The sequence below is a fragment of the Brevundimonas sp. FV2ps16 genome, assembly GCF_058681075.1.
The window spans coordinates 1,249,635-1,261,537 of the sequence record NZ_CM178728.1; the positions used below are offsets into that span (position 1 = coordinate 1,249,635).

Annotated in this window: 8 protein-coding genes, 3 tRNA genes and 3 rRNA genes; 11 read left to right on the plus strand and 3 right to left on the minus strand. The window is 58.0% G+C overall.

Annotation, left to right across the window (positions count from 1 at the left end; all coding sequences use genetic code 11):
- Nucleotides 1-153: 153 nt before the first annotated feature.
- From ACW170_RS05935 to ACW170_RS05975, 9 genes are all read left to right on the plus strand, one after another.
- Nucleotides 154-1,614: ribosomal RNA gene (locus ACW170_RS05935) — 16S ribosomal RNA — on the plus strand.
- 179 nt (nt 1,615-1,793) lie between these two features.
- A tRNA-Ile gene (locus ACW170_RS05940) sits at nt 1,794-1,870 on the plus strand.
- 84 nt (nt 1,871-1,954) lie between these two features.
- A tRNA-Ala gene (locus ACW170_RS05945) sits at nt 1,955-2,030 on the plus strand.
- A gap of 200 nt (nt 2,031-2,230) precedes the next feature.
- Nucleotides 2,231-5,032: ribosomal RNA gene (locus ACW170_RS05950) — 23S ribosomal RNA — on the plus strand.
- 87 nt (nt 5,033-5,119) lie between these two features.
- A 5S ribosomal RNA gene (gene rrf, locus ACW170_RS05955) occupies nt 5,120-5,234 on the plus strand.
- The 16S, 23S and 5S rRNA genes sit together here with 3 tRNA genes alongside, the layout of an rRNA operon.
- Nucleotides 5,235-5,322: 88 nt before the next feature.
- Nucleotides 5,323-5,399, plus strand: a tRNA-Met gene (locus ACW170_RS05960).
- A gap of 262 nt (nt 5,400-5,661) precedes the next feature.
- Nucleotides 5,662-6,210 (plus strand): hypothetical protein, encoded by a 549-nt coding sequence (locus ACW170_RS05965; protein ID WP_492088741.1) that lies wholly within the window; start codon nt 5,662-5,664, stop codon nt 6,208-6,210.
- 646 nt (nt 6,211-6,856) lie between these two features.
- Nucleotides 6,857-7,069, plus strand: a complete 213-nt coding sequence (locus tag ACW170_RS05970; RefSeq protein ID WP_492088742.1) for a helix-turn-helix domain-containing protein — start codon at nt 6,857-6,859, stop codon at nt 7,067-7,069.
- A gap of 327 nt (nt 7,070-7,396) precedes the next feature.
- A complete protein-coding gene (locus tag ACW170_RS05975; protein ID WP_492088743.1) occupies nt 7,397-7,807 on the plus strand; it encodes a hypothetical protein in 411 nt (136 codons plus the stop codon).
- A gap of 66 nt (nt 7,808-7,873) precedes the next feature.
- Here ACW170_RS05975 and ACW170_RS05980 read toward each other — a convergent pair whose 3' ends face one another.
- Nucleotides 7,874-8,500, minus strand: coding sequence for a tyrosine-type recombinase/integrase (locus tag ACW170_RS05980; protein WP_492088744.1), 627 nt, complete (start codon nt 8,498-8,500; stop codon nt 7,874-7,876).
- Nucleotides 8,501-8,764: 264 nt separating this feature from the next.
- Nucleotides 8,765-9,340: a DUF433 domain-containing protein gene (locus ACW170_RS05985; protein ID WP_492088745.1), complete on the minus strand. Its 576-nt coding sequence runs from the start codon at nt 9,338-9,340 to the stop codon at nt 8,765-8,767.
- Between the two features lie 363 nt (nt 9,341-9,703).
- On the opposite strand from ACW170_RS05985, the gene ACW170_RS05990 reads away from it, so the two are divergent.
- Together ACW170_RS05990 and ACW170_RS05995 are read left to right on the plus strand one after the other, a co-directional pair.
- A complete protein-coding gene (locus ACW170_RS05990) occupies nt 9,704-10,345 on the plus strand; it encodes a hypothetical protein (RefSeq protein WP_492088746.1) in 642 nt (213 codons plus the stop codon).
- An 8-nt stretch (nt 10,346-10,353) separates the two neighbouring features.
- The gene (locus ACW170_RS05995; protein ID WP_492088747.1) at nt 10,354-10,725 is read left to right on the plus strand and encodes a DUF5615 family PIN-like protein; all 372 of its coding nucleotides are present in this window, start codon (nt 10,354-10,356) and stop codon (nt 10,723-10,725) included.
- 99 nt (nt 10,726-10,824) lie between these two features.
- Here ACW170_RS05995 and ACW170_RS06000 read toward each other — a convergent pair whose 3' ends face one another.
- Nucleotides 10,825-11,898, minus strand: coding sequence for an SAVED domain-containing protein (locus ACW170_RS06000; RefSeq protein ID WP_492088748.1), 1,074 nt, complete (start codon nt 11,896-11,898; stop codon nt 10,825-10,827).
- Nucleotides 11,899-11,903 lie beyond the last annotated feature (5 nt).

An 11,903-nucleotide genomic window follows, 5' to 3' on the forward strand; every position in this document is an offset into this window, starting at 1 on the left:
AGGCTATCATACGACACTGACTATCTGCGGTCTTTTTGAAAAGATACCATGCGTCGGTCTTCGGATCGATGACGTGGGAACTCGTCAATAAAATACGTAGAACTAATGCCAAGATCACTTCGGTGGTCTTCAAGCTTAGGTCAGAAGTCAACTCAACCTGAGAGTTTGATCCTGGCTCAGAGCGAACGCTGGCGGCAGGCCTAACACATGCAAGTCGAACGAACTCTTCGGAGTTAGTGGCGGACGGGTGAGTAACACGTGGGAACGTGCCTTTAGGTTCGGAATAACTCAGGGAAACTTGTGCTAATACCGAATGTGCCCTTCGGGGGAAAGATTTATCGCCTTTAGAGCGGCCCGCGTCTGATTAGCTAGTTGGTGAGGTAAAGGCTCACCAAGGCGACGATCAGTAGCTGGTCTGAGAGGATGATCAGCCACATTGGGACTGAGACACGGCCCAAACTCCTACGGGAGGCAGCAGTGGGGAATCTTGCGCAATGGGCGAAAGCCTGACGCAGCCATGCCGCGTGAATGATGAAGGTCTTAGGATTGTAAAATTCTTTCACCGGGGACGATAATGACGGTACCCGGAGAAGAAGCCCCGGCTAACTTCGTGCCAGCAGCCGCGGTAATACGAAGGGGGCTAGCGTTGCTCGGAATTACTGGGCGTAAAGGGAGCGTAGGCGGACATTTAAGTCAGGGGTGAAATCCCGGGGCTCAACCTCGGAATTGCCTTTGATACTGGGTGTCTTGAGTGTGAGAGAGGTATGTGGAACTCCGAGTGTAGAGGTGAAATTCGTAGATATTCGGAAGAACACCAGTGGCGAAGGCGACATACTGGCTCATTACTGACGCTGAGGCTCGAAAGCGTGGGGAGCAAACAGGATTAGATACCCTGGTAGTCCACGCCGTAAACGATGATTGCTAGTTGTCGGGATGCATGCATTTCGGTGACGCAGCTAACGCATTAAGCAATCCGCCTGGGGAGTACGGTCGCAAGATTAAAACTCAAAGGAATTGACGGGGGCCCGCACAAGCGGTGGAGCATGTGGTTTAATTCGAAGCAACGCGCAGAACCTTACCACCTTTTGACATGCCTGGACCGCCAGAGAGATCTGGCTTTCCCTTCGGGGACTAGGACACAGGTGCTGCATGGCTGTCGTCAGCTCGTGTCGTGAGATGTTGGGTTAAGTCCCGCAACGAGCGCAACCCTCGCCATTAGTTGCCATCATTTAGTTGGGAACTCTAATGGGACTGCCGGTGCTAAGCCGGAGGAAGGTGGGGATGACGTCAAGTCCTCATGGCCCTTACAGGGTGGGCTACACACGTGCTACAATGGCGACTACAGAGGGTTAATCCTTAAAAGTCGTCTCAGTTCGGATTGTCCTCTGCAACTCGAGGGCATGAAGTTGGAATCGCTAGTAATCGCGGATCAGCATGCCGCGGTGAATACGTTCCCGGGCCTTGTACACACCGCCCGTCACACCATGGGAGTTGGTTCTACCCGAAGGCGCTGCGCTGACCGCAAGGGGGCAGGCGACCACGGTAGGGTCAGCGACTGGGGTGAAGTCGTAACAAGGTAGCCGTAGGGGAACCTGCGGCTGGATCACCTCCTTTCTAAGGATGCTTCTCCAGGCCGTCTCTCACGAGGCTGTCTATTGAGGCTCCAATAAACTGCGGGACGCCGCCGTCTCCGTTTCTCTTTCCACTTTCGTCATCGACGCATCGACCATACGGGTTGATGTATTGGTGACGCGATCGCGAGCCTGGGTTTTTAGCCCGGCTGTCGCTGCCATAGGCCCGTAGCTCAGGTGGTTAGAGCGTACGCCTGATAAGCGTAAGGTCGGCAGTTCGAGTCTGCCCGGGCCTACCAGGACTTCTGGTTCGCTGGGGGTTCTCAGCCTCAAGACGGCATCGCCGACAGCTCTCCTGGGCTTCGCACTGTTCCTGATGGAACGGGGCCATAGCTCAGTTGGTAGAGCGCCTGCTTTGCAAGCAGGATGTCGTCGGTTCGACTCCGTCTGGCTCCACCAGGAGCTTGTGATCGCATTCGAGTTTGCCGTTGGCCGTAAGGCCGGCGTGCATTGAAATCGTGAAGGAAGAACGTGACCGGCTCCCCTGAGCTTGAAGGTCTTGTTCGAGAAGAAGACATTGTCTGACAAAAATCAGGCTTGGTCCCCCGGCAACTTTCCAGTCGGGCGGAATAAACCAAGCATGAGTTTTGCTGAGAAACGATCAAACGTTGAAGGGCTTCTGACGGATGCCTTGGCGTAGAGAGGCGATGAAGGACGTGGCAAGCTGCGATAAGAACCGGGGAGGCGCTAGCACCCTTTGATCCGGTTATTTCCGAATGGGGAAACCCACCTTTACAGTCTTCCAACTTCGTTCTGAGCTTCATCCTTGTGGTGGGGGCCAGGGCGGCGATTGGCGGATTGTTTAAAGGTATAATGAGCTGAATACATAGGCTTCATTAAGCGAACCCGGGGAACTGAAACATCTCAGTACCCGGAGGAAAGGACATCAACCGAGACTCCCGTAGTAGTGGCGAGCGAACCGGGACCAGGCCAGTGCTCTTGTGAAATAAAGACGAACGATCTGGAAAGGTCGGCCATAGTGGGTGAAAGCCCCGTAGTCATCAAACAGCAAGAGACTCGAGTAGGGCGGGACACGTGAAATCCTGTCTGAACATGGGGGGACCACCCTCCAAGCCTAAGTACTCCTCTACGACCGATAGTGAACAAGTACCGTGAGGGAAAGGTGAAAAGCACCCCGACAAGGGGAGTGAAACAGATCCTGAAATCGGAAGCCTACAAGCAGTCGGAGCCCCCAAGCGGGGTGACGGCGTACCTTTTGTATAATGGGTCAGCGACTTCATGTGTCGAGCAAGCTTAAGCCGTTAGGTGTAGGCGCAGCGAAAGCGAGTCTGAATAGGGCGCTAAGTTCGACGTATGACGACCCGAAACCAGGTGATCTATCCATGAGCAGGTTGAAGGTTGGGTAACACCAACTGGAGGACCGAACCCGTGAATGTTGAAAAATTCTGGGATGACTTGTGGATAGGGGTGAAAGGCCAATCAAACCTGGACATAGCTGGTTCTCCGCGAAATCTATTTAGGTAGAGCGTCCGACGAATTCCTTGGGGGGTAGAGCACTGGATGGTTGCGGGCTGCGCGAGCGGTACCAATACTAACCAAACTCCGAATACCCAAGAGAACTATCGGGCAGACACACGGCGGGTGCTAACGTCCGTCGTGAAAAGGGAAACAACCCTAACCATCATCTAAGGCCCCCAAGTCACGGCTAAGTGGGAAACGATGTGGGATTGCTTTGACAATCAGGAGGTTGGCTTAGAAGCAGCCATCCTTTAAAGAAAGCGTAACAGCTCACTGATCAAGCGATCCTGCGCGGAAAATGTAACGGGGCTCAAGCCGTGCGCCGAAGATATGGGTTTGCAGTTTACTGCAAGCGGTAGCGGAGCGTTCCGTAGGCCGGTGAAGGTCAGGCGTGAGCCTGGCTGGAGGTATCGGAAGTGAGAATGCTGACATGAGTAACGATAAGAGTGTGAGAGACACTCTCGCCGAAAGACCAAGGGTTCCTGCGTAAAGCTAATCTGCGCAGGGTTAGTCGGCCCCTAAGGCGAGGCTGAAAAGCGTAGTCGATGGGAAGCAGGTAAATATTCCTGCACCAGCTGGAAGTGACGGATGGCTTAACTCGTACCCACTTATTGGATTGTGTGTGCGGGGGCGTTGTCCCAGGAAATAACTCCAGCAGAGACCGTACCCGAAACCGACACAGGTGGTCAGGTAGAGCATACCAAGGCGTTTGAGAGAACTATGCTGAAGGAACTCGGCAAATTGCACGCGTAACTTCGGAATAAGCGTGACTCACCCTGGGCAACCAGGACTGAGTGGCACAAGCCAGGGGGTAGCGACTGTTTAGCAAAAACACAGGGCTCTGCGAAGCAGCAATGCGACGTATAGGGTCTGACGCCTGCCCGGTGCCTGAAGGTTAAAGGGAGATGTGAAAGCGTCGAACTGAAGCCCAGGTAAACGGCGGCCGTAACTATAACGGTCCTAAGGTAGCGAAATTCCTTGTCGGGTAAGTTCCGACCTGCACGAATGGCGTAACGACTTCCCCACTGTCTCCAGCATAGGCTCAGTGAAATTGAATTCCCCGTGAAGATGCGGGGTTCCCGCGGTCAGACGGAAAGACCCTATGAACCTTTACTATAGCTTCGCCTTGGCGTTAGCGACCGTATGTGTAGGATAGGTGGGAGACTATGAAACCGGGGCGCCAGCTCTGGTGGAGTCGTCCTTGAAATACCACCCTTACTGTCGTTGACGTCTAACCGAGGGCCGTTATCCGGTCCCGGGACATGGCGTGGTGGGTAGTTTGACTGGGGCGGTCGCCTCCTAAAGTGTAACGGAGGCGCGCGATGGTGAGCTCAGAGCGGTCGGAAATCGCTCGTCGAGTGCAATGGCATAAGCTCGCCTGACTGCGAGACTGACAAGTCGAGCAGAGACGAAAGTCGGCCATAGTGATCCGGTGGTCCCGAGTGGAAGGGCCATCGCTCAACGGATAAAAGGTACTCTAGGGATAACAGGCTGATTTTGCCCAAGAGTCCATATCGACGGCAAAGTTTGGCACCTCGATGTCGGCTCATCACATCCTGGGGCTGGAGCAGGTCCCAAGGGTATGGCTGTTCGCCATTTAAAGTGGTACGTGAGCTGGGTTCAGAACGTCGTGAGACAGTTTGGTCCCTATCTGCCGTGGGTGTTCGAAGCTTGAGAGGATCTGTCCCTAGTACGAGAGGACCGGGATGGACATACCTCTGGTGTACCTGTCATGGCGCCAGCTGTGCAGCAGGGTAGCTAAGTATGGAATAGATAACCGCTGAAAGCATCTAAGCGGGAAACTAACCTCAAAACAAGGCTTCGCTGAGGATCGTGGAAGACTACCACGTTGATAGGCCAGGTGTGGAAGTGGGGCGACCCATGAAGCTTACTGGTACTAATAATCCGATCGGTTTGATCGTTTCTCAGCAAAACTCATTCGATGATTGCTCCTTGACCGAAGCAATCTCAGACAATGTCTTCTCATCATCCGCTGTCCGCCTTGTTGACCTGGTGGCTATGTCGGAGGTTCCCCACCCGATCCCATTCCGAACTCGGTCGTTAAGCCCTCCAGAGCCAATGGTACTTCGTCTCAAGGCGCGGGAGAGTAGGTCGCCGCCGGGTCTACAAGGCGGACAGCCGATGATGAAAAACAAATCACCGCTCTCAGCGGTCTTCTCGAAACGTTCTTCCTCACGACACTACCGTTTGCCGCGGGATGGAGCAGCCCGGTAGCTCGTCAGGCTCATAACCTGAAGGTCGTAGGTTCAAATCCTACTCCCGCACCCAGATCAACCTCACACCTTGTGAGGCCCCCAGAAGCCCCGCCCGAAACGGCGGGGCTTTTTGCTGTCTGGGCTTCACTCAGACGTAGCAACACGGCCAGGCTGCCATGCACCTGCAGGTCGAACTTGCCCAGGCCTTCCAACGGATAGAAATCGACGTGGTCGATCAGCTTGCGGATCTCTGTGCGGACCTCTTCGCCGTCATCACCGTCTAAGGCTTCGTGCAAGCGTCCGGCGAGTTGGCCGTAGGCGCTCGCGGCTGAGGGATGCAGCGTGACCACGCTGGGTTCGTCGACCTCGGCCAGCAAGGCCTGAAGCTCGCTGCGGCGCGCCTTCAGTGGAAGGCTGCGCGTCTTGAGGTCTTCGATCTCCATCGCGCCTTCCATACACATCAGTTGAGCGCGTTCGATCTGACGTTCGATGGACGCGAGTTCCTTCTCCATCGGAGCCCGCGCCGACAGCGTCGCCTGCCGGCGGGCGTCGTTGGCTTGCCGCAGGCTCTCGACGGCGTCAGCCATGGCCTGTGGCGTGAGCAGCTTGGCGCGGATGCCGGCCAGAACCCGCGCTTCGACGGTCTTGGCGGCGATGATCTTGGTGTTGCTGCAGGTTCCGCGTTCACGCGCCGCGCTGCAGGCGAACTTCTGGCCGTTCATCGAGCGACCTTGCAGGACGCTCAGGCGATCCTGGAAGGCAAGGGCTTGACCGAACCAGGCGTAGACCGCCTCAGGGTCGCGCTCCCACCATCCGCCGAGATCATTGATCGGATGCTGGTCGAGAAATGCGGCCCAGTCCGCTGTGAAGCCAGGCGTTTTTAAAGGTGCGCAGTTCGCCTCGACGACGCCCTCGAGATCTTCACTAATGGATTCGACCGCGAAGGCGGCGACTTCGACGAGGTCAGCTTTGTGATGCTCTCTAAACGAGCGGAGCAGCATGGGTTCGAGGCCCGGAAGGATCGGCGCGAAGAGAGCGTCCAGTTTGTAGAACGTCGCCGACTTCGGCCGTCCTGTGTGCGGAGGATTGCCAACTTGAATGGCGCCGCTGGCGGTCAGCCGGCCGAAGCTTGAAGCGTAGGCTTCTGCGGACAGTCCCGCGATCGCAGCAACCGCCGCGTCGGAGATTAATACAGCGAACGGGCGCTGCGCCATATCTTCGCGATCAGCCCAGGCCCGCCACCAGGTGGAGAGGAGAGCTTCTATGACCAGGACGTCGGTCTCTGGTCCCTTATGTGATCCAGCGAATTGCCGAGCCACGCGCATCGCTATCATCGTGCGTAAAGCGTCCTGCTCGATCCGATCCAGGTAGCACTGATCGTCCTGAAGGTCCTCGGATAGGGGCTGGTGAGGGGCAGTGGCTTTGATGGGCATCGAAAACTCCAGTGGAAATCGTGGCCAGCGATACCTCCAACAGGAATGACACGTCTAGGGGACAGCCTCGCACGCACCTTTGCGGCCATGTCCGCCTATGGATGTGGTCCAACTCCTTGGGCGTAATGTGCGCGAGAGACGCGCTAAACTCGGCCTGTCGCAGGAAGAGGTGGCGTTCCGTGCCGGCATGAAACGCAGCTATCTTAGCGATCTCGAGCGCGGGGTTCGTAACCCAACTGTGCGTGCGCTAGGGCGCCTTGCCGTAGCGCTAGAGCTTGATGCGTCAGAACTGCTTCGCTTTGAAGGTTGATCTGTTCGGCCGCATTTGACGGCGCGCGCCGCACTTTTCCCCCCGCCTCGCCCGACCACTTCTTAGGTGGAGAAAAACGCGCTGAGGCGAAGGGAGGAAAGCCACCCCAGCTCTGTCGCAATGGCGCGCCCGTTCGATGCAAACGGATGCGCGAAAAAACGCATTTTTACGGGGGAGGGAAAAGTCTGTTTCGCGCCATGAGCGGTCATTCACCGGCTGCCGCAAACACGACATTCAGTCTGATCGAAAGTCGTATTTCCAGCTGACAGCCCATGACGGTTCCCGACCCATAGCGGACCCAATCAAGTCGTGGGCTATAATGTAGGAATGACCGAACAAGTGACCCCCACGCTGCTCGCCCAGCGTATACGCAATAGGATCATTGAGGTGTTGGAACTCTCGTCTTCCTATGAGGAGCAGCTGGCGTATCAAGCCAACGTGCCGATTGCCCACGTTGCAGCTGAGGTAATCGAGCAGTGGAAGGATTTCGTGAACCCTCAATCGCTCCAAGGGATCACTGGCCCTGTCTTTTCCATCGATGAGGTCGCCGCAATCCACGCCTTCAATTCAGTGTGGGACAATGTCGCCGACGACGTTCCGAAGCCGCTTCCAAGCCTGGAAACACTGCAACTCAGCGAGCCGTGGGCACGACTTCGGACCGCCGCGCTCTCCAGCTTGTCGGTAATTAGCCGCCGGGGTCGCTTCCCTGAGGATCACGAACTCAGCGTCTTTTCCTAAGGTCCGCTTGCCACCCCTCGGAGACATTGGGGCAGTCCGCTTTCCGGCGGGCTGCCCCAAGCCGGCTCAAAGGTCGATCTGCTCAGAAATCTGCAGCGCGTCGTCCACTTCGATGCCGAGATATCGGACGGTGCTCTCTAGCTTTCCGTGGCCGAGCAATAGTTGGCAGGCGCGTAGGTTTCCGGTCTTCTTGTAGATCAAGGCCACCTTCGTACGTCGAAGGCTGTGGGTGCCATAGGCGCTTGGGTTGAGGTCGATCATCCTCACCCAGGCATCTACCAGCCGAGCGTACTGCCGCGTGCCTATGTGCTGTCCATCTCGGCTGCGGCTGGGAAACAGCCAGTCGTCGCGCCGTCGCCCTCGGCGCTCCAGCCAGTGAGCCAAAGCTTCCCTCGCGGCTTCCGTGATCTCGAACGGCACCGGCCTACCGGTCTTTTGCTGCACGATCGTCGATCGTTGCCGAATGACGCCGCCCTGAGCAATGTCGCCGAGCCGGAGCTTGACCAAGTCACAGCCCCGCAGTTTGGCGTCCAATGCGATGTTGAACATCGCCAGATCTCGGATCGATCCGACGGACTTGAGATGCTGGCGGATTGCCCAGATGTGCTTTGGCTTGAGCGGGGCCTTGGCTCCGGTCATTCGACCAGCGTTCCAGGGCTTGCGGGGTAAACGAAAGAGATCGGGCTGGCTCATGGCCACCTCCCACGATCGACGCCCCCACGTCAGGATACGCTCCAAACGGCGCAGATGCGCCAAGAGCGGATATTGGGGGCGCGGCGGAAAGCCGACGCGCGACCCGCCCTCAACTTCGTGGCCCAGCAGAAGGACGTATTGCTGCCCGCTGTGCATATCGCGCTCGGTGACTCCGCCTTGGGGACCGCTCGAGGATACCCTTCGTCAAGGAAGCGGCGGCGTTCCTTGATGCACTGCTGAACGCTAGAAGCCTCCGAGAGGCCATTAGCGACGGGCGGCGGGTCGTCCCCGGCGCGCGTTGATGCGTGCGAGTATGACGGCGGCTTCGACCTGCTGCTTTGTGAGATCGAAATCATCCATCAGCTCTTCGGTCGTCGTGCCCTGGGCCGCGAGGTCCGCGATAAACCGCAGGGATAGGCGCGTTCCTTTGAGAACGGGTTCCCCGCCTAAAACCTCGGGTCGGCTCTCTGTATGATCTCGCTTCATGCGATCCAACGCCGCCAGAGCCTTGGTCACGGTCGCCTGGATCTCGGCGATCGAGACGCAGAAGGGAGAGAGCCGGGCTTCTGGCTGTTTGTGTTCAACCGAGTAGCGGATGGCGCGACAGACATCGCGCCGAAACTCCAGACCCATCTGAGCGTGATATCGGCTCACGGCGTTGAGGTAGAGCAGATCCACTCCGCGCACGGTCCTCCGACCGTCTCGAAGCGCAGGCTCCAGAATGTGGTGGTCTATCTCGCCCTGAATGAAGCGATCGGGCACACCCGCGACAAAGGCAGCCTCGGGCACGGTCAACAGTGCTTGGCGCAAAGAGGACAGGGCCGTCTCCTTGGAAATCATCCGTCGTCAGGGATAGATTAGGGACGATCCGCACCGGGGGCAAGTGCGCACCCCCTTCCCTAACCCCCGTGAGCACCGTCGAGGACCATTCAGGACAGCCGAGTACCGGCGAGGACGTGAGGACTGACGGCTTCCCCGCAACTTATGGAAAAGCTTGCCTTTTCCCGTAAGCCGCCGCATGGGCATGCGATTTCACTCGCCCATCTGACATGATCGTGTCAGACTCGGACGCTTCAGTTTGTCGGACAGGCGAACTGGTCAGTTTTCTTTCCTTGCTTAAGTCGTTGTTTTTGTTCGGCGGGAGAGCGATCATGTTGCTTGAATTGCTGAGCGCGCTGCGATCAGCGTTGAGGACTCGCAACCATGGCCACCGCCGCGACGATCGCCGAGAACGAACTGGCGCTCCGAGATTCCATGTGGCCCGACGCCGGTGATCGGGAATGGCGTCGCCGGGCCTATGGGGGATTTATCACCCTCCCCAAGACCCTGCCGCTTTTGTCACGCGCCATGGACGAGATGTCCAAGAACTTCCCCGTCTCCCAGACCTACGTCGCTCTTTGGTCCTTCACCTGGGATAATGCCTTTGTGCGGTTAAAGAACCTCGATGAGATCGCCTTCGCCGCGGGATTCACCGGGCAGCGGGGCGTGCGAACGCTCCAGGATCGGCTCAAGCGCCTGGACGCATTAGGCTTTATCGACTTGAAGGCTTCCGGATCCAATCGCATGGCGTTCGCCTTTCTGCCGAACCCGCACGTCGTGCTCTTCGAGCTGCAGGAGGCGCTGACCTCCAAGACCGGCGATCCGGACCGGAAGGCCCTGGCGCAAGGGCTTCAGGAGGGGACATGGAACGCCTTTCTGGGGCGCGCCCAAGAGATCGGCTGCAAGGATGTGAGGGCCTTGCTAGACGCCCGTTCCGGCAAGACCGCCGCGGCGGCGGCGGCGGCGACGATCACCGCCCCGCGGAAGCGGCTCAAGTTCCGAACCAAACCGTCCAAGGGGCTGTAACCGCCGCCATGTTTCTGTTGATTGACGAGTGTTGCGGGAAAGGCCTGTTGGCTGTGGCGGAAAGCCACGGCCATGCCGTCGCACGCACGGTCGAAACGCAAGGGCTTGGCCAGGGGGCCTCCGATGTAGATATCTTCGCCTATGCGGCTGCGGCCGGAGCCATCGTCGTCACGATCAACCAGGGTGATTTCCTGAAGCTCGCCTTGGGCGCGACGATCCGACCGGGTCTCATCCTTCTCCCGTCGATGAGGGGCGCTGAGCTCGCCAAGCTGTTTCGTCAAAGCTTGCAGCAGCTTCGGGCAGCCTTTGAGGTCGATCCCGTCGCCGTGGTCCGCATCAACAACGACGGCGAACAGGAGATCATTACCCCGGGGACGTGACTTCGTAGAACCGAGCCTCCGAGAAGTGCCAGAAGCGGACATTGGACCCCGCGCAAAGTCTAGACTTTGCCAGTGATGACTTGGAGCACAGCGAGCCCGCTAGGCTGGGGGATACACGACATTCGGTCGTGCGACTCCTGCGACGGGCATCGTCACGCCCCACGTGAAGGTCGTGCTTTCGTATTGGTACACGTTGAGCGCAGGCAGATTGCGCTTGTCGTAGACCGAACCGAATCGGAGAACGAGGCTGTTAGCCCCGGCGAAGAACAGATGCACCTGACGGACACCGCGATTCTTAAGCTCACCCATCGTATCCAAGAACTGACGGGCGAGAGCTTGTTGCTTGTCGCCAGACCAGTGGTTTCCGGTGTTGGTTGTTGGAAGGCTCAACCGCACAATCGGCAACGCGCCGATGCGCGCGACAGCGGCCGGCTCATCTACGTGATAGGAGGCAGAGACCGTCACGATCACCTCTGACGTGCCTGCCGCTAAACCGTCGAGCCCCTCGACAATGAATCGCTCGCCATCATCCGCACCATTGAGCTCGTTCCAGAGCCGAGTATCGCGATGCCAGTCGAAGAATGTGATCGCCGCCTCATCGTCAAGTAGGACACCGCCCAGAAAGCTGAGCGGCACCGGCGCGAGTCCGCCGGCAACGTGAGTCATGTCCGCCCGATCTCGCCCGTCCTCGTGTTGATCGAGTATTGTCCGCAGCGACAGCAGGCGTTCGATTGCCGTCTCTGGCGCGACGATGAATCCGTCGGCGACGCCCTGGCGCATGTCTACGAGAATTTCGACCCGCTGCCCCTCAATTGCGGGAGGGATGGCTTGCACGAGCGGGGTGCCGTTCCAGTCGCGAAGTCCACGAAACTCGATTGCGAAGACCCGGCGACGGTCTGCCCGTCTCCAGTCGGCGTAGAGCCATGCGAGCCCCGACAAGATAAGAAGAAGCGCGACTACAAGCGCTGCCCAGGTCACAGCAGCCCCGCCGCCTTCCATACTGAAGCTGAAGTGGAGGTTTCCGTTCGACAACGGGACCGTGGCACTAAACGCGATGCCGGTTAGGAGCGCCGCAAGCAGGCCCGTTCCAGTAATAATTAGGGCAAGGGCCGGATGCTTACGTCGAAACGCGAAGTCGATAGCCGAGCGAATGAAATAGTCTTTGTGGCCCATGCTGC

What these genes read in the sequence shown, in the direction of transcription:
- ACW170_RS05965 (WP_492088741.1), top strand. Translation starts at nt 5,662, where the DNA reads ATGCAGCGTGACCACGCTGGGTTCGTCGACCTCGGCCAGCAAGGCCTG.
- ACW170_RS05970 (WP_492088742.1), top strand. Translation starts at nt 6,857, where the DNA reads ATGGATGTGGTCCAACTCCTTGGGCGTAATGTGCGCGAGAGACGCGCT.
- ACW170_RS05975 (WP_492088743.1), top strand. Translation starts at nt 7,397, where the DNA reads ATGACCGAACAAGTGACCCCCACGCTGCTCGCCCAGCGTATACGCAAT.
- ACW170_RS05980 (WP_492088744.1), bottom strand. Translation starts at nt 8,500, where the DNA reads ATGAGCCAGCCCGATCTCTTTCGTTTACCCCGCAAGCCCTGGAACGCT.
- ACW170_RS05985 (WP_492088745.1), bottom strand. Translation starts at nt 9,340, where the DNA reads ATGATTTCCAAGGAGACGGCCCTGTCCTCTTTGCGCCAAGCACTGTTG.
- ACW170_RS05990 (WP_492088746.1), top strand. Translation starts at nt 9,704, where the DNA reads ATGGCCACCGCCGCGACGATCGCCGAGAACGAACTGGCGCTCCGAGAT.
- ACW170_RS05995 (WP_492088747.1), top strand. Translation starts at nt 10,354, where the DNA reads ATGTTTCTGTTGATTGACGAGTGTTGCGGGAAAGGCCTGTTGGCTGTG.
- ACW170_RS06000 (WP_492088748.1), bottom strand. Translation starts at nt 11,898, where the DNA reads ATGGGCCACAAAGACTATTTCATTCGCTCGGCTATCGACTTCGCGTTT.